The sequence below is a fragment of the Mycobacterium sp. 2-64 genome (genome assembly GCF_035918375.1).
GTDB classification, from domain to species: domain Bacteria; phylum Actinomycetota; class Actinomycetes; order Mycobacteriales; family Mycobacteriaceae; genus Mycobacterium; species Mycobacterium intracellulare.
Genome location: NZ_CP142361.1, coordinates 4,871,053 through 4,890,077 on the forward strand (window position 1 = coordinate 4,871,053; position 19,025 = coordinate 4,890,077).

21 protein-coding genes are annotated in these 19,025 nt (G+C 67.2%); 8 read left to right on the forward strand and 13 right to left on the reverse strand.

The genetic code is table 11. The annotated features are described in order from the left end of the window. Nucleotides 1-13 precede the first annotated feature (13 nt). The 4 genes from QGN31_RS22740 to QGN31_RS22755 form a co-directional block, all read right to left on the reverse strand. Complete coding sequence (locus QGN31_RS22740) at nucleotides 14-316, reverse strand: hypothetical protein (protein WP_008263682.1); 303 nt, start codon at nucleotides 314-316, stop codon at nucleotides 14-16. Between the two features lie 62 nt (nucleotides 317-378). Then, nucleotides 379-1,437: a 4-hydroxy-2-oxovalerate aldolase gene (gene dmpG, locus QGN31_RS22745; protein WP_014941236.1), complete on the reverse strand. Its 1,059-nt coding sequence runs from the start codon at nucleotides 1,435-1,437 to the stop codon at nucleotides 379-381. Then, on the reverse strand, nucleotides 1,434-2,366 hold the full coding sequence (locus QGN31_RS22750) for an acetaldehyde dehydrogenase (acetylating) (RefSeq protein WP_008263678.1): 933 nt from the start codon (nucleotides 2,364-2,366) through the stop codon (nucleotides 1,434-1,436). Before QGN31_RS22750 ends, dmpG begins: the two co-directional genes overlap by 4 nt. A gap of 51 nt (nucleotides 2,367-2,417) precedes the next feature. Beyond that, nucleotides 2,418-3,203 carry a 2-keto-4-pentenoate hydratase gene (locus QGN31_RS22755; protein WP_008263676.1) on the reverse strand — a complete coding sequence of 262 codons (786 nt, stop codon included), beginning with the start codon at nucleotides 3,201-3,203 and terminating at the stop codon, nucleotides 2,418-2,420. 73 nt (nucleotides 3,204-3,276) lie between these two features. On the opposite strand from QGN31_RS22755, the gene kstD reads away from it, so the two are divergent. Continuing rightward, a complete protein-coding gene (gene kstD, locus QGN31_RS22760) occupies nucleotides 3,277-4,968 on the forward strand; it encodes a 3-oxosteroid 1-dehydrogenase (RefSeq protein WP_008263674.1) in 1,692 nt (563 codons plus the stop codon). Nucleotides 4,969-4,973: 5 nt separating this feature from the next. After that, the gene (locus QGN31_RS22765) at nucleotides 4,974-5,834 is read left to right on the forward strand and encodes a MaoC/PaaZ C-terminal domain-containing protein (RefSeq protein WP_014941235.1); all 861 of its coding nucleotides are present in this window, start codon (nucleotides 4,974-4,976) and stop codon (nucleotides 5,832-5,834) included. Between the two features lie 103 nt (nucleotides 5,835-5,937). Here QGN31_RS22765 and QGN31_RS22770 read toward each other — a convergent pair whose 3' ends face one another. The 7 genes from QGN31_RS22770 to QGN31_RS22800 form a co-directional block, all read right to left on the reverse strand. After that, the gene (locus tag QGN31_RS22770; RefSeq protein ID WP_014379028.1) at nucleotides 5,938-6,777 is read right to left on the reverse strand and encodes a hypothetical protein; all 840 of its coding nucleotides are present in this window, start codon (nucleotides 6,775-6,777) and stop codon (nucleotides 5,938-5,940) included. 114 nt (nucleotides 6,778-6,891) lie between these two features. Continuing rightward, a complete protein-coding gene (locus tag QGN31_RS22775) occupies nucleotides 6,892-8,073 on the reverse strand; it encodes a lipid-transfer protein (RefSeq protein ID WP_036397586.1) in 1,182 nt (393 codons plus the stop codon). Beyond that, nucleotides 8,074-8,475 carry a MaoC family dehydratase gene (locus QGN31_RS22780; RefSeq protein WP_008263666.1) on the reverse strand — a complete coding sequence of 134 codons (402 nt, stop codon included), beginning with the start codon at nucleotides 8,473-8,475 and terminating at the stop codon, nucleotides 8,074-8,076. After that, entirely contained in the window at nucleotides 8,472-9,434 is a 963-nt protein-coding gene (locus QGN31_RS22785; RefSeq protein WP_008263664.1) for a bifunctional MaoC family dehydratase N-terminal/OB-fold nucleic acid binding domain-containing protein, read from the reverse strand. The genes QGN31_RS22780 and QGN31_RS22785 overlap by 4 nt, the downstream gene beginning before the upstream one ends. Continuing rightward, a complete protein-coding gene (gene fadE29 / locus QGN31_RS22790; RefSeq protein ID WP_009956911.1) occupies nucleotides 9,431-10,594 on the reverse strand; it encodes an acyl-CoA dehydrogenase FadE29 in 1,164 nt (387 codons plus the stop codon). Before fadE29 ends, QGN31_RS22785 begins: the two co-directional genes overlap by 4 nt. Further along, a complete protein-coding gene (locus QGN31_RS22795; protein ID WP_026071452.1) occupies nucleotides 10,585-11,598 on the reverse strand; it encodes an acyl-CoA dehydrogenase family protein in 1,014 nt (337 codons plus the stop codon). The genes fadE29 and QGN31_RS22795 overlap by 10 nt, the downstream gene beginning before the upstream one ends. A 19-nt stretch (nucleotides 11,599-11,617) precedes the next feature. After that, nucleotides 11,618-12,868, reverse strand: coding sequence for a cytochrome P450 (locus QGN31_RS22800; protein ID WP_009956913.1), 1,251 nt, complete (start codon nucleotides 12,866-12,868; stop codon nucleotides 11,618-11,620). A gap of 159 nt (nucleotides 12,869-13,027) precedes the next feature. Between QGN31_RS22800 and QGN31_RS22805 the strand changes: the two genes are divergently transcribed. The 4 genes from QGN31_RS22805 to QGN31_RS22820 are packed head-to-tail and all read left to right on the forward strand — an operon-like array spanning nucleotide 13,028 to nucleotide 15,592. Then, nucleotides 13,028-14,191 (forward strand): steroid 3-ketoacyl-CoA thiolase, encoded by a 1,164-nt coding sequence (locus tag QGN31_RS22805; protein ID WP_008263648.1) that lies wholly within the window; start codon nucleotides 13,028-13,030, stop codon nucleotides 14,189-14,191. Nucleotides 14,192-14,198: 7 nt separating this feature from the next. Next, nucleotides 14,199-14,585, forward strand: coding sequence for a hypothetical protein (locus tag QGN31_RS22810; protein ID WP_009956914.1), 387 nt, complete (start codon nucleotides 14,199-14,201; stop codon nucleotides 14,583-14,585). Nucleotides 14,586-14,602: 17 nt separating this feature from the next. Then, nucleotides 14,603-15,055: a nitroreductase family deazaflavin-dependent oxidoreductase gene (locus QGN31_RS22815; protein WP_014941234.1), complete on the forward strand. Its 453-nt coding sequence runs from the start codon at nucleotides 14,603-14,605 to the stop codon at nucleotides 15,053-15,055. A gap of 39 nt (nucleotides 15,056-15,094) precedes the next feature. After that, nucleotides 15,095-15,592 (forward strand): nitroreductase family deazaflavin-dependent oxidoreductase, encoded by a 498-nt coding sequence (locus tag QGN31_RS22820; protein ID WP_014941233.1) that lies wholly within the window; start codon nucleotides 15,095-15,097, stop codon nucleotides 15,590-15,592. Nucleotides 15,593-15,617: 25 nt separating this feature from the next. Here the strand turns inward: QGN31_RS22820 and QGN31_RS22825 are convergent, their stop codons facing one another. Further along, on the reverse strand, nucleotides 15,618-16,523 hold the full coding sequence (locus QGN31_RS22825; protein WP_008263643.1) for an SDR family oxidoreductase: 906 nt from the start codon (nucleotides 16,521-16,523) through the stop codon (nucleotides 15,618-15,620). Nucleotides 16,524-16,537: 14 nt separating this feature from the next. Next, entirely contained in the window at nucleotides 16,538-17,335 is a 798-nt protein-coding gene (locus QGN31_RS22830) for an SDR family oxidoreductase (protein ID WP_162832313.1), read from the reverse strand. A gap of 59 nt (nucleotides 17,336-17,394) precedes the next feature. On the opposite strand from QGN31_RS22830, the gene echA20 reads away from it, so the two are divergent. Together echA20 and ipdA are read left to right on the forward strand one after the other, a co-directional pair. Further along, on the forward strand, nucleotides 17,395-18,153 hold the full coding sequence (gene echA20, locus QGN31_RS22835) for a (7aS)-7a-methyl-1,5-dioxo-2,3,5,6,7,7a-hexahydro-1H-indene-carboxyl-CoA hydrolase (RefSeq protein WP_014379018.1): 759 nt from the start codon (nucleotides 17,395-17,397) through the stop codon (nucleotides 18,151-18,153). Next, complete coding sequence (gene ipdA, locus QGN31_RS22840; protein WP_014379017.1) at nucleotides 18,150-19,025, forward strand: cholesterol ring-cleaving hydrolase subunit IpdA; 876 nt, start codon at nucleotides 18,150-18,152, stop codon at nucleotides 19,023-19,025. Before echA20 ends, ipdA begins: the two co-directional genes overlap by 4 nt.

Genomic DNA, 19,025 nt, shown 5'->3' on the forward strand with positions numbered 1-19,025 from the left:
CGATGCGGGTTCGCTAGGGCGGGCACGCGTGGGACAGCTGAATCAGGTGCTGGCGTACGTCGGGATGCCGGTTCAGGTAGTCGATCACGCTGCCGTTACCGCCCTCGCCCTTTGACTTGTCGATCAGCTGCTGATGGAGGTCGGGGTGCCGCTGCAGGTACGAGTCGATGGAACTGCCCACGTCCTGATTGCACCCGGGATCCGCGCTGGCCACTGGCAGCGCGATCATCGTCGCGGCGGTCGCGGTCAGTAACCCCCCGGCGAGCAGGCCGAAGAGTCCGCGGCCACGAGTACCGACTGTCTTGGATGTGCTCATGCCCACCAGGCTACGCGCGCTACCTTTGCGTAGCCTGTGCGCGCCCTAGGTGAAGCGGCAGGTCAGCGCGCGGCGGCGCCGCCGCTTTCTCGCTCGCGCTTGATCTCCAGCGCGATGTCGATCAGTTGGTCCTCCTGGCCGCCGATGAGCTTGCGCTGGCCGGCCCGGTGCAACAGCTCATGCGGCGGGACGCCGTAGCGCTCACCCTGGCGGATGGCGTGCTTGAGGAAGCTGGAGTACACCCCGGAGTAGCCCATGATGAGGGCGTTGCGGTCGAGCAGGCACTCGGCGGGCATGGCTGGGGCGACGACCTCCTCGGCGGCGTCGGCGATGTCGAAGAAGTCGATGCCGGTCTTGACGCCGATCTTGTCGAACACCCCGATCAGGGCCTCGACGGGGGCGTTGCCCGCCCCGGCCCCGAAGCGGCGGCACGAGCCGTCGATCTGCTTGGCGCCGGCGCGCACGGCCTCGACGCTGTTTGCCACCCCGAGTCCGAGGTTTTCGTGCCCGTGGAAGCCGACCTGGGCGTCGTCACCGAGTTCGGCGACGAGCGCGGCGACGCGGTCGCGCACGCCCTCGAGGACCAGCGCCCCGGCCGAGTCGACCACGTAGACGCACTGGCAGCCCGCGTCGGCCATGATGCGGGCCTGGGCGGCCAGCTTCTCCGGCGAAATGGTGTGGCTCATCATCAAGAAGCCGACGGTTTCCAGGCCGAGTTCGCGGGCCAGGCCGAAGTGCTGGATCGAGACGTCGGCCTCGGTGCAGTGCGTGGCGATCCGGCAGATCGAGCCGCCGTTGTTCTGGGCCTCTTTGATGTCTTCCTTGGTGCCCACGCCGGGCAGCATCAAGAAGGCGATCTTGGCCTCTTTGGCGGTCTCGGCGGCGAGCTTGATCAGCTCCTGCTCGGGGGTCTTGGAGAACCCGTAGTTGAAGCTCGAGCCGCCCAGTCCGTCGCCGTGGGTGACCTCGATGACGGGCACACCCGCGGCGTCCAGGGCGGCCACGATCGCGCCGACCTCGTCCTTGGTGAACTGGTGGCGCTTGTGGTGTGAGCCGTCGCGCAGCGACGTGTCCGTCATCCGCACGTCCCAGACCGGGTTGAAGAAGATGTCGGTAGTCATGATTGCGCTCCTCCGGCCGTCGCGGTCAAGGATTCCTTGGCGATCTCCTCGCCGACCTTGGTCGCCGCGGCGGTCATGATGTCCAGGTTGCCCGCATAGGGGGGCAGGTAATCGCCGGCCCCCTCGACCTCGACGAACGTGGTGACCAGCGCCTGGCCGCCAGAGTTGATCGACGGGTCGTCGAACTGCGGGTCGTTGAGCAGCCGGTAGCCGGGAACGTAGGTCTGCACCTCGGCCACCACGTCGTGGATGGACTTGGCGATCGCGTCGCGGTCGGCGTCCTCGGGAATGGCGCAAAAGATGGTGTCGCGCATGATCATCGGCGGATCGGCGGGGTTCAAGATGATGATCGCCTTGCCGCGCTTGGCGCCACCGATGGTCTCCACGCCCTTGCTGGTGGTCTTGGTGAACTCGTCGATGTTGGCCCGGGTGCCGGGCCCCGCCGACAGCGAGGCGACCGAGGCGACGATCTCGGCGTACGGCACCCCACCGAGGTCGGCGACGGCGCGCGACACCGCGTACACGATCGGGATGGTGGCCTGCCCGCCGCAGGTGATCATGTTGACGTTGGGCGCATCCAGGTGCTGGCGCAGGTTGGCCGGCGGGATCACCGCGGGACCCACCGCGGCGGGCGTCAGGTCGACGGCCCGGATGCCGGCGGCCGCGTACTTGGGCGCGGCGTCGCGGTGCACGTAGGCGCTGGTCGCCTCGAACACCAGATCGGGCTTGTCCGACTGCGCCAGCAACCAGTCCACGCCCTCGTGGGTGGTCTCCAAACCCAGCTTGCGGGCCCGCGCCAGGCCCTCGCTTTCGGGGTCGATGCCGACCATCCAGCGCGGCTCCAGCCAGTCCGATCGCAACAACTTGTAAAGCAGGTCAGTGCTGATGTTGCCCGACCCGACAATGGCCACACTCGCCTTAGACGGCATGATGCCCCTTTTCGAACTGCTGAGATTTAAGTTGGTCGATTTAATTCGAGCCTATTCGAACGATAAACGCACCGAACCGAGGCCCGCGAAGTCGGCGACGAACTCGTCGCCCGGGTGCGCGTCGATGGCTCGCGTGCACGATCCGGGCAGCACCACGTCGCCCTTGCGCAACCGCACACCGAACCCGTCGACCTTGCGGGCCAGCCACGCCACCGCGGTGACGGGGTTGCCCAGCACCGCGTCGGTGCGGCCCTCCGCGACGACCTCGCCGTTGCAGCGCAGCACCGCGTCGATCCCCTTGACGTCGATGTCGCGGGGGGAAACCCGGGCCTCGCCGAGCACGAAACCGGCCGACGACGCGTTGTCGGCGATGGTGTCGCACAGCTCGATCTTCCAGTCGGTGATCCGGGTGTCGATCAACTCGATGGACGGGACCAAGGCCTCGGTCGCCGCCAGCACGTCGTCCTCGGTGCAACCGGCTCCCGGCAGGTCGGCGTTCAATATGAAGCCGACCTCGACCTCCACCCGCGGATACAGGTAGCGGTTCGCCTTGACGGGGGTGTCTTCGAACAACTGCATCTCGTCGAGCAAATGCCCGTAGTCCGGCTCGTCGACGCCCATCATCTGCTGGATGGCTTTCGACGACAGCCCCACCTTGTGGCCCAGCACCCGCGCCCCCTCGGCGACCCGCTGCCGGATATTGATCAGCTGGATCTCGTAGGCGTCGACGACGTCGATGTCCGGGTAGGCCGCGGTCAGCGGGGCGATCGGCTCACCGCTCCGCTCGGCCTGTGCCAAGTCCGCAGCCAGCTCGTCGCGGGTAGCAACACTGAGCATTTTTCTACGTCTCCTCGTACGGTCGACCCGGGCCAGTAGCGGCCGCCCTGGGCAATTCTATAACGTGTTCTACATGTCAGCGCAGGAGTACGACGTCGTCGTGGTCGGGAGCGGCGGGGCCGGCATGGTGGCCGCCCTTACCGCCGCTCACCGGGGTCTTTCCACCATAGTCATCGAAAAGGCCCCGCACTTCGGCGGCTCGACCGCGCGGTCGGGCGGCGGCGTTTGGATCCCAAATAACGAAGTGCTCAAGCGTGACGGGGTCAAGGACACCGCCGAGGCGGCCCGCACCTATCTGCACGGGATCGTCGGCAGCGTCGTCGAGCCCGAACGCATCGACACCTACCTCGAGCGCGGGCCCGAGATGTTGTCGTTCGTGCTCAAGCACACACCGCTGAAGATGTGCTGGGTGCCGCGGTATTCCGACTACTACCCCGAGTCGCCCGGCGGGCGCGCGGAAGGCCGGTCGATCGAGCCGAAGCCGTTCGATGCCCGCAAGCTCGGCGCCGACGAGTCCGGCCTGGAGCCCGCGTACGGCAAAGTGCCGCTCAACGTTGTGGTGATGCAACAGGATTACGTGCGGTTGAACCAACTGAAGCGTCACCCGCGCGGCGTGCTGCGCAGCCTGAAGGTCGGCGCGCGCACGATGTGGGCCAAGGCGACCGGCAAGAACCTCGTCGGCATGGGACGGGCACTGATCGGACCGCTGCGGATCGGCTTGCAACGCGCCGGCGTTCCGGTGGTGCTCAACACCGCGCTGACCGACCTGTACGTCGAAGACGGCGTCGTGCGCGGAGTCTATGTGCGCGGCGCCGCTGATGCCGAATCGGGTGAGCCCCGGCTGATCCGGGCACGGCGCGGGGTGATCCTGGCGTCGGGAGGGTTCGAGCACAACGAACAAATGCGGGTGAAATACCAGCGCGCCCCGATCACCACCGAATGGACGGTGGGCGCGGTGGCGAACACCGGCGACGGCATCGTCGCCGCCGAAAAGTTGGGCGCCGGACTGGAATTGATGGAAGACGCCTGGTGGGGCCCGACCGTCCCGCTGGTCGGCGCGCCGTGGTTCGCGTTGTCGGAGCGCAACTCGCCGGGATCGATCATCGTCAACATGTCCGGCAAGCGATTCATGAACGAGTCGATGCCCTACGTCGAGGCCTGCCACCACATGTACGGCGGCGAATATGGCCAGGGACCCGGGCCGGGCGAGAACATCCCCGCGTGGCTGGTCTTCGACCAGCAGTACCGCGACCGCTACATCTTTGCGGGATTGCAGCCCGGACAACGCATTCCGCGCAAGTGGCTGGAATCGGGCGTCATCATCACGGCCGACACGCTCGCGGAACTGGCCCAGAAGGCCGGCCTTCCGGTGAACGAATTCACCGCCACCGTGGAACGTTTCAACGGTTTCGCGCGCTCCGGCGTCGACGCGGACTTCCACCGCGGCGAGAGCGCCTACGACAGGTACTACGGCGACCCGACCAACAAGCCGAACCCCAACCTCGGCGAGATCAGCCACGCGCCGTACTACGCCGCCAAGATGGTGCCCGGCGACCTGGGCACCAAGGGCGGCATCCGGACCGATGTCCACGGGCGGGCGCTGCGCGACGACGGCAGTATCATCGAAGGCCTTTACGCCGCCGGCAATGTCAGCGCGCCGGTGATGGGCCACACGTACCCCGGTCCGGGTGGCACCATCGGCCCGGCCATGACGTTCGGCTACCTGGCGGCATTGCACATTGCCGGCGGAGCCGGGGAAAGGTAACCGCGATGCCCATCGACGTAGACGTCGCGCTGAACGCCGAGCTGGATCCCATCGAATTCTCTTGGGCCAGCAGCGATGTGCAGCTCTACCACCTCGGGCTCGGCGCGGGCGCCGACCCGATGGATCCGCGCGAGCTGCGCTACCTGGTGGACGACACCCCGCAGGTGCTGCCCACGTTCGGCAACGTGGCCGCCACGTTCCACGCCACGAAGCCGCCGACCGTGCAGTTCCCGGGCATCGACATCGAGCTGAGCAAGGTGCTGCACGCCAGCGAGCGGGTCGAGGTGCCCGGGCCGCTGCCGCCGTCGGGCTCGGCCAAGGCCGTCACCCGGTTCACCGACATCTGGGACAAGGGCAAGGCCGCGGTGATCTGGAGCGAGACGACGGTGACCGCGCCCGACGGCACGCTGTTGTGGACACAGCGGCGGTCCATCTTCGCCCGCGGCGAAGGCGGCTTCGGCGGCGAGCGCGGCCCGTCGGGGGGCGACGCCGCGCCCGACCGGGCCCCCGACCTGGAGGTCGACGTGCCGATCCTGCCGCAGCAGGCGCTGCTCTACCGGCTGTGTGGCGACCGCAACCCGCTCCACTCCGATCCCGAATTCGCCGCTGCCGCAGGCTTTTCGCAGCCGATCCTGCACGGGCTGTGCACGTACGGCATGACCTGCAAGGCGATCACCGACGCACTGCTCGACGGTGACGCCGCCGCGGTGGCCGCCTACGGTGCGCGTTTCGCCGGGGTGGCATTCCCCGGCGAAACGCTCAAGGTCGGCATCTGGAAGGAGGGCGGCCGCTTTTTGGCCAGCGTTGTCGCGCCCTCGCGCGACAACGCCGTCGTGCTCTCCGGGGTCGAGCTCGTCCCGGCCTAGCGGCTTCCGGCGCGCTTCCTCTTTTGCTTTGCGGCGAGCGCCCGGTTACCTGGGCTTGAGCGTGACGCCACAGTCACATTCGACGTCGAGCGTGACTCTGCTGTCACGCTCGACAAGCAAGTGCGTCACGCACCCTGCGGACAATGTCGGCGGGCCGATCACCCGCTATTACCCGGACTACGATCCACCCGCAACGGCGTAGTCTTTCGTGTCGCGCGATATCCCAGGCGTATTGGGAGTGATCGCTCCGGTGCTGGTCTCCGTCGTACTCCACAGCAACCTTGACGTCGTCCCAACCCATGTCCAGGAAAGCAAACGTACTGCCACATTCATCGACCACCGGGATCTGGGTCTGTGGCCGAGGCAACCCGGCGCGCACCAATACCAGCCGCAGCCACGTCTCTTTCGGTGACTGGGCACCCGCGTCGACCAGCTCGAGCGACGCGCGTGCACCTTCGATCCCGCGTCGTCCGCGATATCGCGCAGCTAGCAACTCAGCATCAGCCATCTTCACGTCGGTCACCCGTGCCAGCGCGTCGATAGCGGCGACTGCCGTGGTGAGTGGATACCAACAGGCGAGGTCCACAGCCGTGCGTGCCGGAGTCGTCACTGCGACTCCGTCGATCCAGACGAACTCGTCGCCTTCGAGCCGATCGCCCCACGTCGTCAAACCTGGCGGGGGGTGGCGGTTGTCATGAATGATGTCGACCGGCCGGGCAGCGTCGACCCAGTTGCTGCCGTGCAGGCTCGCAGCCGAAAAGCCCGCAAGGACACCACGACGCCGCGACCACAGCCAGGCTGCCCGCGACCGCATCACGTGCGTCAACTCGGTGCCTTCAGTCACATAGACATCGGGGAAGACGCGCGTGTATTTGCGGCGTAGCTGGCTATGCGAGGCCACGCCAGCCGCTACGGCCTCACTGCCGATGAACGGTTCTCCCATGGCGGGAGTGTGCCATCGCCCACTGACACCGTCTCGAACGTGACAGAGCAGTCACGCTCGGGCTCGAGCGTGACTGTCGTGTCACGCTCGGCGGAAAAGGCGGGGGCAGACGACCTAGCCGAGGATGAGGCCCGAGGTGGGCACGCCCGTACCCGCGGTGACGAGCACGTGCTCGACGTCGGGCACCGGATTCACCGAGGTGCCCCGCAGCTGCCGCACACCCTCGGCGATGCCGTTCATGCCGTGGATGTAGGCCTCGCCGAGTTGGCCACCATGGGTGTTGATGGGCAGCCGGCCGCCGATCTCGATCGCCCCGTCGGCGATGAAGTCCTTGGCCTCTCCGCGACCGCAGAATCCCAACTCCTCCAACTGAATCAGCGTGAACGGAGTGAAGTGGTCATACAGCACGGCGGTCTGGATGTCGCTCGGTTTGAGCCCCGACTGCGCCCACAACTGCTGACCGACGACCCCCATCTCCGGCAGGCCGAGCTCGGGCCGGTAGTAGCTGACCATCGTGTACTGGTCGGGGCTGGAGCCCTGCGCCGCCGCCTCGATGATCGCCGGCCGCTGCTTGAGGTCCTTTGCCCGCTCGGGCGACGTCACCACGATCGCCACCGCCCCGTCGGTCTCCTGGCAGCAGTCCAGCAGCCGCAGCGGCTCGGCGATCCACCGCGAATTCTGGTGATCCTCAATGGTTATCGGCTTCTCGTAGAAATAGGCCTTCGGATTCTTGGCCGCGTGCTTGCGGTCGGCCACCGAGATCGCGCCGAAGTCCCGGCTGGTCGCCCCGGACAGGTGCATGTAGCGCTGGGCGATCATCGCGACCTGTGCGGCGGGCGTGGACAGCCCGTGCGGGTAGGAGAACGAGTTGTCCGCCGCCGTCGAATCAGCCTGCACGCCGGCGTTTCCCACCAATCGGGTCTGCACCTGACCGAACCGCATGCCGGATCGCTCGTTGAACGCCCGGTACGCGACGACGACGTCGGCCACGCCGGTGGCCACGGCGAGCGCCGCCTGCTGAACGGTCGCGCAGGCGGCGCCGCCGCCGTAACCGATCTGCGAGAAGAACTTCAGATCACCGATGCCGACCGCGCGTGCCACAGCGGTCTCGTTGTTGGTGTCCATCGTGAAGGTGGTCAACCCGTCGACATCGGACGGGCTCAGCCCGGCGTCGTCCAGGGCATCCAGGACCGCCTCGGCGGCCAACCGCAGCTCGCTGCGGCCGGAGTCCTTGGAGAAGTCGGTAGCGCCGATCCCGACGATCGCGGCTCGGCCGTTCAATAAGCCCGCTGACATCTATGCGCCCCCGATCGTCAGCGTCACGTTCGCGATGACGTGATCGCCAAGGCTGTTGCGGCCAAACACCTTCAGCGTGATCAGGCCGTCGTCGACCGCCGTCACCTCACCGGAGAACGTCACGGTGTCGTAGGCGTACCACGGCACACCCAGGCGCAGGCCGATCGACTTGATCAGCGCCGTCGGGCCCGCCCAGTCGGTGACGTAGCGCTGCACCAGCCCGGTGTCGGTGAGGATGTTGACGAAGATGTCCTTGGAACCCTTGGCCTGCGCCAGGTCCCGGTCGTGGTGCACGTCCTGAAAGTCCCTGGTGGCCAGGGCCGTCGAGATGATGAACGTCGGCGTGCCATGCAGCTTGAGTTCGGGCAGGGTGGTGCCCACTTCGACAACGGGTGCGCTCATGCTTCGTCTCCCATGGGCTCCCAGGCGTAGAGGCTCCACTCGGGCCCGGATTCACCGGCCGGGAAGTCGATATAGGTTGCGCGGACCGGCATTCCGATCTTGACCTCGGCGTGGTCGACGTTGCGCAGCTCGCCGAGCATCCGGACGCCCTCTTCCAGTTCGACCAGTGCGATTACGAACGGCAGCGTGCGCCCGGGCACCTTCGGTGCGTGGTGCACCACGTAGCTGAACACCGTGCCGCGGCCGCTGGCGACCGCGAAATCGATCGGCTCGGCCTTGTCCTGCCACACTGCGGGCACCGGCGGGTGCTGCAGGGCGCCGTCGGGGAGGCGCTGGATACGCAGCTCGTGCGCCGCCACACCCTCCCAGAAGAAGGCGGTGTCGCGTGAGACCGCCGGACGCATCATGGCGTCGGCGTCCAGGTCCTGAGGGACCGATGCGGTCGCGCCGGAATCCTCGCGGGGCCTGAATTTCAGGATCCGCCAGGCCATCTCGGCGACATCCTCGTCGCCGACCCGCCACGTGATGTGCTGGTTGATGAACCAGCCCTCGCCGAGACCGGTCTGCTTGGGGCCGACCACGTCGCGCATCTCGGACACGACGGTGACCTGCTCGCCTGGACGCAGATACCGGTGGTAGGTCTGCTCGCAGTTGGTGGCGACCACGCCGATGTAGCCGGCCTCGTCGAACAGCTGCATGATCGGGCCCATGGGATCGTCGGTCGGGCGTTCCCCGCCCAGGCCGAACATCGTCCACACCTGAATCATGGCCGGCGGGGCGACAATTCCGGGATGACCGGCCGCCTTGGCCGCGGCCTCGTCGACGTAGATCGGGTTGCGGTCACCCAGCGCCTCGACCCAGTTGTTGATCGTCGGTTGGTTCACCGGATCCCGGGCCTCGCGCGGGGCAGCGACGACGGTGGCGGTGATCTCCGCAACCGCTTCCTTGATATCGGTCATCGAGGCACCCTCGGCACTTTGAGTCCGGCCGCGGCGATCATCTCGCGCATCACCTCGTTCACGCCGCCCCCGAACGTGATCACCAGGTTGCGCTTGGTCTGGGAGTCCAGCCAGTTGAGCAGGTCGGCGGTGTCCGAGTCGGCGGGGTTACCGTACTTGCCGACGATTTCCTCGGCGAGCCGGCCGATGTACTGAATCTTCTCGGTACCAAAGACTTTGGTCGACGCCGCGTCGGCGACGTTGATGTCCTCCCCGGCGGCGGCCACCTGCCAGTTGAGCAGCTCGTTGATCCGCCACATCGCGTGAATCTCGCCGAGCGCGCGCTTGACGTCGGCGTGGTCGATCGGGGTGACCCCGTCACTTCCCGGCTTGGACGCCCAGGCGTGCACCCGGTCGTAGATGCCCGCGGTACGCCCGGCCGGGCCGAGCATGACGCGTTCGTTGTTGAGCTGGGTGGTGATCAGCCGCCACCCGCCGTTCTCCTCGCCGACCAGCATGTCGGCGGGCACCCGCACGTCGTTGTAATACGTGGCGTTGGTGTGGTGGGCGCCGTCGGACAGGATGATCGGCGTCCAGGAGTAACCGGGATCCTTGGTGTCGACGATCAGGATCGAAATGCCCTTGTGTTTCACGGCTTCGGGGTCCGTGCGGCAGGCCAGCCAGATGTAGTCGGCGTCGTGGGCTCCGGTGGTGAAGACCTTCTGCCCGTTGACGATGTACTCGTCGCCGTGACGCACGGCGGTGGTCCGCAGCGAGGCCAGGTCCGTACCGGCCTCGGGCTCGGTGTAGCCGATCGCGAAGTGCACCTCGCCGGCCAGGATCGCCGGCAGGAACTTCTTCTTCTGCATCTCGCTGCCGAACTGCTGCAGGGTCGGACCGACCGTCTGCAGCGTGACCGCGGGCAGCGGCACGTCGGCGCGATGCGCCTCGTTGACGAAGATCGACTGCTCGATCGGGCCGAAACCCAAGCCGCCGAATTCCTTTGGCCACCCGACGCCGAGCTTGCCGTCCTGGCCCATCCGGCGGATCACCGCGCGGTAGGCCTCGTTGTGACGGTCCTGCTCCATCGCCTTCATCTCGTCGGACGAGATCAGGTTCGAGAAGTATTCCCGCAATTCCGCCTGCAGCTGGCGCTGCTCCGGGGTCAGGTCTATGAACATTGCGCTCCCACCAGATCGAGACGATGAGAAGGACCGCCCAGCAACCGGGTCAGGTCCTTGATCGTGGAGTAGTACCGGTGCATCGGATAGGTGATGTCCATGCCCATGCCGCCGTGCAGGTGATGGCAGAGCTGCATCACCGGCGGCGCCTGTGAGGTGACCCAATACCCCAGGACATCGAGGTCGTCGTCGGCATCCCGCCCCTCCGACAGCCGCCACACGACCGATTTCGCCACCAAATCGATGGTGCGCGAGGCGATGTAGACCTCGGCGAGCTGTGCGGCCACGGTCTGGAAGGTCGACAGCGGCTTGCCGAATTGCTTGCGGTTGGCCACGTAGTCGGCGGTCAGCCGCAGCGCCCCGGCCACCAGCCCGTCGGCGTAGGCGCCGATGGAAGCCAGCACCAGCTGGTTGACGCGCTGCGCGGTGGCGCCGGCCAAGACGTCGGCGTCCTCGACGGCGACATCGGTGAACGTGACCGTGTACTCGTCGGAGTCGTTCGAGGTGGGCGTCTGGACCACCTCGACGCCGCCGGCCTTCGGCGACACCACGACCACCGCGCTGTCGGCGGTGACGATCATCCAATCCGCTTGTCCGGCATAGCCGACGCCGACCTTGGTGCCCGACAGCCGGCCGCCCGCGAACGTGGTCGACGGCCGGTCCGGCAACGCGGCGCCGGGCTCGTTGAGCGCCGCGGTCAGCACGCCGCCCTTGGCGACGCCCGCCAAAAACCGGTCCTGCTGGTCCTCGGACGCCAGGTCAACCAGGGGGAGCACACCGAAACCCAGGGTGGCCAGGGCCGGGGTGATCGCGCCGTGGCGACCGATCTCCGTCAGCACGGTGGCGACCTCGGGCAATCCCACCCCGTCACCGCCGAGGCGCTCGGGCACCGGCAGCGCCGTCACGCCGCCGTTGACCAAAGCCTCCCAACTCAATTCGCGCTCGAACACCGACGTCACGACGTCGGCGACCGCCTGTTGTGTCGCGGTGAGATCGAAATCCATCGTGGCTTCGGCCGCCATATCAGTGCGCCACCGGGCACTTGCCGGTGTAGTCGACCTGCCAGTGCTTGATGCCGTTGAGCCACCCCGACCGCAGCCGCTCGGGCGCGGAGATCGGCTTGAGGTCCGGCATGTGGTCGGCCACGGCGTTGAAGATCAGGCTGATCGTCATCCGGGCCAGGTTGGCGCCGATGCAGTAGTGGGCACCGGTGCCGCCAAAGCCCACGTGCGGGTTGGGGTTTCGCATGATGTTGAAGCTGTGCGGGTCCTCGAAGACCTCTTCGTCGAAGTTGGCCGAGCGGTAGAACATCACGACCCGCTGGCCCTTCTTGATCTGCACACCGGACAGCTCGTAGTCCTCCAGCGCGGTCCGCTGGAACGCCGTGACCGGCGTTGCCCACCGGACGATTTCGTCGGGCGCGGTGTCCGGGCGCTCCTTCTTGAACAGCTCCCACTGGTCGGGGTTGTCCGCGAACGCGATCATGCCGTGCGTGATCGAGTTCCGGGTGGTTTCGTTGCCCGCGACGGCCAGCATGACCACGAAGAACCCGAATTCGTCGTCGGAGAGCTTCTCGCCGTCGATGTCGGCCTGGATCAGCTGGGTGACGATGTCGTCGCCGGGGTTCTTGGCGCGCTCCTCGGCCATCTTCATCGCGTACATGATCAGCTCGGCCGAGGACATCGCGGGATCGATGTGCGCGTACTCGGGGTCTTCGTTGCCGGTCATCTCGTTGGACCAGCGGAAGATCTTGTCCCGATCCTCCTGCGGAACACCCAGCAGACCCGCGATGGCCTGCAGCGGCAGCTCACAGGAGACCTGCTCGACGAAGTCGCCGGAGCCCGACGAGGCGGCCGTCTTCGCGATGTTTTGCGCGCGGGCGTCCAACTCGTCGCGCAGCCGTCCGATGGCCCGCGGGGTGAAGCCGCGCGAGATGATCTTGCGCAGCCGGGTGTGGTGCGGGGCGTCCATGTTGAGCATGACGTTGCGCTGCAGGTCGATCTGCTCGCGCGTCATCTCCTGCGGCCACACCGGGATGGCGCAGTCCTGCTGAGACGAGAAGATGTCACTGCGCACAGAGATCTCTTTGACGTCCTTGTGCTTGGTGATGGCCCAATAGCCTTTGTCGCCAAAACCGCCCGTGCCGCCCGGGACGTCTACCCAGAAGATCGGCTCGGACTTGCGCACTTCGGCCAACTCCGCGACCGGGAGGCCTTTGACACTGACGTCCGGATCGAGAAAATCAAACCCGGGCGGAAGATTCGGACTGGGCACGCTACTTCTCCTAACTACAGTCCTCGATGACTTGCGATCCCAGGACACTAGCTGTCCTAGTGATGCTCTGGTGCCAGTAAAACATGCCTCCACCGCAGACAAAAGGCGGCGACGCATCCTCGCTTGTCATAGTAATGAAACGTGTTCTAGCCTGGCGTCATGGGTAACCCGGTAATCGTCGAAGCCACCCGCAGCCCGATCGGCAAGCGCAACGGATGGTTGTCAGGGCTGCACGCCACCGAGCTGTTGGGTGCGGTGCAGAAGGCGCTGGTCGAGAAGGCAGGCATCGACGCCGGCGACGTCGAACAGGTCATCGGCGGCTGCGTCACGCAGTACGGCGAACAGTCCAACAACATCAGCCGGGTCAGCTGGCTGGTGGCCGGGCTGCCCGAGCACGTCGGCGCCATGACCGTGGACTGCCAGTGCGGCAGCGGCCAGCAGGCCAACGGCCTGGTCGCCGGGCTGATCGCCGCCGGCGCCATCGACATCGGTATCGCGTGCGGCATCGAGGCCATGAGCCGCGTCGGCCTCGGCGCCAACGCGGGCCCCGACCGCAGCATCCTGCGGCCCGCGTCGTGGGACATCGACCTGCCCGACCAGTTCACCGCCGCCGAGCGGATCGCCAAGCGGCGCGGCATCACCCGCGAGGAGATCGACGAGTTCGGCTTCAACTCGCAGGCCAGGGCCAAGCAGGCCTGGGACGAGGGCCGCTTCGACCGCGAGATCTCCCCGATCGAGGCCCCGGCGCTCGACGAGAACAAGCAGCCGACGTCGGAGCGCGTCACCATCTCCCGCGACCAGGGCCTGCGCGAGACGACCCTGTCGGGTCTGAGCGCGCTGAAGCCGGTCCTCGAAGGCGGGATCCACACGGCGGGAACGTCGTCGCAGATCTCCGACGGCGCGGCGGCCGTGCTGTGGATGGACGAGGACAAGGCCAAGGCTTTGGGCCTGCGGCCGCGCGCCCGCATCGTCAGCCAGGCGCTGGTCGGCGCCGAGCCCTACTACCACCTCGACGGACCGGTGCAGTCGACGGCCAAGGTGCTGGAGAAGGCCGGCATGAAGATGGGGGACATCGACCTCGTCGAGATCAACGAGGCGTTCGCCTCGGTGGTGTTGTCCTGGGCGCGGGTGCACGAGCCGGACATGGCCAGGGTCAACGTCAACGGCGGCGCCATCGCGCTCGGCCACCCGGTCGGATCGACCGGCAGCCGGCTGATCACCACCGCGCTGCACGAGTTGGAGCGCACCGACCAGACCACCGCATTGATCACGATGTGCGCGGGCGGCGCCCTGTCCACCGGCACCATCATCGAGCGCATCTAGTTCCCCCTTGCTCGTCTCCGAAGAGAGCCGCATCGCCGCGGCGCAGTCCTACATCGACGCGCTGGTCAGCCACGACGGCGACACCGTCCCGTTCGCGGCCGGCTGCACCCGCATCGAGCAGGGAATCAAGAACGGGTTCTCCGGAAATCACCTGCGGCGCAGCCTGAATCGCGGGCCGCAGTATCGGCTGCTGGCGCACACGACGACGCCGGAGTACCGCATCGACGGCGACGACGTGCACGCCGCCTATCAGGTGCTGACCAAGGCGGCGCTGGGCGGGCGTCGGCTCGCGGCGCACGTCACCGAGACCTTCGTCATTCCGGCCGAAAGCGCAAGCGGGAAAGCCGAAATCCACCACATCAAGGTTCGCTTCCACCCCTTCATCCAGCGCTAGGGACGTCGAGGAACATCATGCCGAAACCGAAGCCACGCGCACTGAACTCACCCTGGGTCGCCTTCATCATCAAGTGGATGGCCAAGGGCAACGCATGGATATACCGACGCAGCAATGGAAAATTCGGCGGCACTTTCCAGAAGGCCTCCGTCGCGCTGCTCACCACGACGGGACGCAAGACCGGCGAACCGCGGGTGAGCCCGCTGCTTTACCTGCGCGAGGGCGATCGGGTGGTACTGGTCGCATCGAAGGGCGGCAGCGACAAGCACCCGCTGTGGTACCTCAACCTCAAGGCCAATCCCAAAGTGTCCGTGCAGATCAAGGACGAGGTGCTTCACCTGCAGGCCCGCGACGCCACCGAGGCGGAACGGGCCGAGTACTGGCCGAAGTTGGACGCCATGTATCCCTCGTTCGACGATTACCGGTCCTGGACCGATCGGGTGATCCCGGTCGTCATCTGCGACCCCTAGAGTTTCAAATCGCCCGGATGGGGAACCATCCTGGGCAAGATGTCCGAGCGTCGCTGGATCCGCAACTCGCGCCCGATTGCGCTGCTGCTCAAGTACTTCGCGCGCCTGCACATCTGGGTGTACCGCCGAACCAACGGCAGGCTCGGCGCGAAACTGCTGCGATTCCCGGCGGCGCTGCTGACCACGACCGGACGCAAGTCCAACCGGCCGCGGACCACCGCGACGCTCTACCTGCGCGACGGTGAACGGGTGATTTTGCCCGCGTCGTTCGGCGGCCGCGACGAAGACCCGGTGTGGTATCTGAACCTTCGGGAGAATCCCGAGGTGCGGGTGCAGATCCGGGCCCAGCGCCTGGAATTGATCGCGCGCGACGCGACCGACGCCGAGCGCGAACGCTATTGGCCGCCGCTGATGCGGATGTACCCGCCCTACCGCAAGTACCGCGAAGCCGCCGACCGGGTCATCCCGCTCGTGGTGTGCGAACCCCCTCGGCGAGCGTGCACCGACGGCGAAGAATCGGCGAAATCATCGCCGTGAGTGCACGTTCGGCGCGGGCGCCGCGTCAGGCGCCGTAGACCGGGACCGGCGGGCGCGCCTTGGCGAGCAGGTCGGCGACGACGCGTCCCAGCTCCGCGGGATCCCACCGCGCCCCCTTGTCGATCTCCGGCCCGTGCGCCCAGCCCTCGGCGACGCGAATCTTGCCGCCCTCGACCTCGAACACCTTGCCGGTCACGTCGCGCGATTCGGCGCTACCCAGCCAAACCACCAGGGGGGAAATGTTTTCCGGGGCCATCGCGTCGAAATCCTGATCCTGGGTGGACATCATCTCGGCGAAGACGGTCTCGGTCATGCGGGTGCGCGCCGAGGGAGCGATGGCGTTGACGGTGACGCCGTAGCGGCCCATCTCGGCCGCGCCGACGAGCGTCATCGCCGCGATGCCCGCCTTGGCGGCGCTGTAGTTGCCCTGCCCGACACTGCCCTGCAGGCCGGCGCCCGAGCTCGTGTTGATGATCCGCGCGTCAACGGTTTTGCCCTCTTTGGACAACCCACGCCAATACGACGCGGCGTGCCGCATCGTGGCGAAGTGGCCCTTGAGGTGCACGGCGACGACGGCGTCGAACTCCTCCTCGCTGGTGTTGGCCATCATCCTGTCGCGCACGATGCCGGCGTTGTTCACCAAAACGTCCAGGCCGCCGAATGTTTCGACGGCGGTCCGAATCAGTTCGGCAGCCTGGTCCCAGTCGGCGACGTTGGAACCATTGGCGACGGCTTCGCCCCCGGCGGCGATGATCTCGTCGACCACCCCCTGGGCGGCGCTGCCGCCGCCCGCCGGTGAACCGTCCAGGCCCACCCCGATGTCGTTGACCACCACCCGCGCACCCTCGGCGGCGAAGGCCAGCGCGTGCGCGCGACCGATACCCCCGCCGGCTCCGGTGACGATGACGACGCGGCCGTCAACCACTCCCATAGTTGTTTTCTCCTCTACTTGATCGCGTTCGCGTTCGTGGTGGCCAGGTAGTGCGGGGGCTCGCCGCCGCCGTGCACCTCTAGCGAGGCGCCGCTGATGTAGGAGGCCGCGTCCGAGGCCAGAAACGCCGCGGCCCAGCCGATGTCGTCCGGTTTGGCCAGCCGGCCGAGCGGCACGTTCTTCGAGATCGCGGCGATCGATTCTGCGTCGCCGTAGAACAGTTCCGATTGTTCGGTCTCCACCATGCCGACCACACAGGCGTTGACCCGGACCTTGGGTCCCCATTCCACGGCCAAGGTCTGGGTGAGGCTCTCCAGCCCCGCCTTGGCCGCCCCGTACGCGCCGGTACCCGGGGAGGGTCGACGCCCCGACAGGCTGCAGATGTTGATGATCGACCCGCCGCGCGGCTGGGCTTGCATCTTGTCGTTCGCGTGCTGCGAAACAGACAGCGCGCCAATGAGATTGAGCTCGATGATCTTGCGGTTGAACTTGGCGCTGGACTCCGCGGTCAGCACGTAGGGCGATCCCCCGGCGTTGTTGACGACGACATCGAGGCCCCCGTGCCGGTCCGCGACGGTGTCGATCAATTCACTGACCGCGTCGTCATCGCGGACGTCGCAGGAGTGGAACTCATAGGGCGATCCCTCGACCGGCCGTCGCGCGCAGGTGACGACGGTGGCGCCCTGCGCGGCGAAAACCGCGCTAATTCCGGCGCCCACCCCGCGAACGCCGCCGGTGACGAGAACCACCCGCCCGGCCAGCCCCAAGTTCATGGCTTCTGCAAACGGGGGGCATGCTTCGGCGCGAGTCACTGTGCTAGCGTACCAAGCAAGTGCTTGCTTAGGTAGTTACCCCACAAGGAAGTGGCACCTTGACCATCACATCCACAACCACCGAACCGGGCATCGTCGCGGTTACCGTCGACTACCCGCCCGTCAACGCCATCCCGTCGCGCGGCTGGTTCGAACTGGCCGACGCCGTCACCGCGGCCGGCCAGGACCCGCAAACCCACGTCGTCATCCTGCGGGCCGAGGGCCGCGGCTTCAACGCCGGGGTCGACATCAAGGAGATGCAGCGCACCGAGGGATTCACCGCGCTGATCGACGCCAACCGCGGCTGCTTCGCCGCGTTCCGCGCCGTCTATGAGTGCGCGGTGCCCGTCGTCGCGGCCGTGAACGGATTCTGCGTCGGCGGCGGCATCGGCCTGGTCGGCAACTCCGACGTCATCGTCGCCTCCGAGGACGCCACCTTCGGGCTCCCCGAGGTGGAGCGCGGCGCGCTCGGCGCGGCCACCCACCTGTCCCGGCTGGTGCCCCAGCACCTGATGCGACGGCTGTTCTTCACCGCCGCCACCGTCGACGCCGCCACCCTGCACCACTTCGGTTCGGTGCACGAGATCGTGCCGCGGGATCAGCTGGACGAGGCCGCATTGCGGGTCGCGCGCGACATCGCCGCCAAGGACACCCGGGTCATCCGGGCGGCCAAGGAGGCACTGAACCTCATCGACGTGCAACGCGTCAACTCGAGTTACCGGATGGAGCAAGGCTTTACGTTCGAGCTCAATCTCGCCGGGGTGGCCGACGAGCACCGCGACGCGTTCGCCGGCACGACGAAGGGCAAGGACGCGTGAGCGACAAGAGAACCACCCTCGACGAGGCCGTCGCGCAGGTGCGCAGCGGCATGACCATCGGCATCGGCGGATGGGGATCTCGGCGCAAGCCAATGGCATTCGTGCGCGCCCTGCTGCGCACCGATGTCACCGACCTGACCGTGGTCACCTACGGCGGGCCCGACCTGGGGCTGCTGTGCTCGGCCGGCAAGGTGAAGCGCGTCTACTACGGGTTCGTCTCGCTGGACTCCCCGCCGTTCTACGACCCGTGGTTCGCCAAGGCCCGGGCGGCCGGGGCGATCGAGGCCCGCGAAATGGACGAGGGCATGCTGCGCTGCGGGTTACAGGCCGCCGCGCAACGCCTGCCGTTCCTGCCGATCCGGGCCGGGCTGGGCAGTTCGGTGCCCGACTTCTGGGAGGGTGAACTGCAGACCGTCACTTCGCCGTACCCCACGGACGGCGGCCACGAAACGCTGATCGCCATGCCCGCGCTGCGCCTGGACGCCGCATTCGTCCACCTCAACCTCGGCGACAGCCGGGGCAACGCCGCCTACACCGGGATCGACCCCTACTTCGACGATCTGTTCCTGATGGCCGCCGACAGGCGCCACCTGTCGGTCGAGCGCATCGTATCCACCGACGAACTGATCAAGGCGGTGCCGCCGCAGGCGCTGCTGGTCAACCGGATGATGGTCGACAGCGTCGTGGAGGCGCCCAACGGTGCCCACTTCACCACCGCCGCACCGGATTACGGGCGCGACGAGAAGTTCCAGCGGCACTACGCCGAGGCGGCGTCGACCGACGAGGGCTGGCAGAAGTTCACCCAGACCTACCTGTCGGGCACCGAAGACGACTACCAGGCGGCGGTTCGCGCATTCGCAGAGGAGGCCTGA

What these genes read in the sequence shown, in the direction of transcription:
- QGN31_RS22740 (WP_008263682.1), bottom strand. Translation starts at nt 316, where the DNA reads ATGAGCACATCCAAGACAGTCGGTACTCGTGGCCGCGGACTCTTCGGC.
- dmpG (WP_014941236.1), bottom strand. Translation starts at nt 1,437, where the DNA reads ATGACTACCGACATCTTCTTCAACCCGGTCTGGGACGTGCGGATGACG.
- QGN31_RS22750 (WP_008263678.1), bottom strand. Translation starts at nt 2,366, where the DNA reads ATGCCGTCTAAGGCGAGTGTGGCCATTGTCGGGTCGGGCAACATCAGC.
- QGN31_RS22755 (WP_008263676.1), bottom strand. Translation starts at nt 3,203, where the DNA reads ATGCTCAGTGTTGCTACCCGCGACGAGCTGGCTGCGGACTTGGCACAG.
- kstD (WP_008263674.1), top strand. Translation starts at nt 3,277, where the DNA reads ATGTCAGCGCAGGAGTACGACGTCGTCGTGGTCGGGAGCGGCGGGGCC.
- QGN31_RS22765 (WP_014941235.1), top strand. Translation starts at nt 4,974, where the DNA reads ATGCCCATCGACGTAGACGTCGCGCTGAACGCCGAGCTGGATCCCATC.
- QGN31_RS22770 (WP_014379028.1), bottom strand. Translation starts at nt 6,777, where the DNA reads ATGGGAGAACCGTTCATCGGCAGTGAGGCCGTAGCGGCTGGCGTGGCC.
- QGN31_RS22775 (WP_036397586.1), bottom strand. Translation starts at nt 8,073, where the DNA reads ATGTCAGCGGGCTTATTGAACGGCCGAGCCGCGATCGTCGGGATCGGC.
- QGN31_RS22780 (WP_008263666.1), bottom strand. Translation starts at nt 8,475, where the DNA reads ATGAGCGCACCCGTTGTCGAAGTGGGCACCACCCTGCCCGAACTCAAG.
- QGN31_RS22785 (WP_008263664.1), bottom strand. Translation starts at nt 9,434, where the DNA reads ATGACCGATATCAAGGAAGCGGTTGCGGAGATCACCGCCACCGTCGTC.
- fadE29 (WP_009956911.1), bottom strand. Translation starts at nt 10,594, where the DNA reads ATGTTCATAGACCTGACCCCGGAGCAGCGCCAGCTGCAGGCGGAATTG.
- QGN31_RS22795 (WP_026071452.1), bottom strand. Translation starts at nt 11,598, where the DNA reads ATGGATTTCGATCTCACCGCGACACAACAGGCGGTCGCCGACGTCGTG.
- QGN31_RS22805 (WP_008263648.1), top strand. Translation starts at nt 13,028, where the DNA reads ATGGGTAACCCGGTAATCGTCGAAGCCACCCGCAGCCCGATCGGCAAG.
- QGN31_RS22815 (WP_014941234.1), top strand. Translation starts at nt 14,603, where the DNA reads ATGCCGAAACCGAAGCCACGCGCACTGAACTCACCCTGGGTCGCCTTC.
- QGN31_RS22820 (WP_014941233.1), top strand. Translation starts at nt 15,095, where the DNA reads ATGTCCGAGCGTCGCTGGATCCGCAACTCGCGCCCGATTGCGCTGCTG.
- QGN31_RS22825 (WP_008263643.1), bottom strand. Translation starts at nt 16,523, where the DNA reads ATGGGAGTGGTTGACGGCCGCGTCGTCATCGTCACCGGAGCCGGCGGG.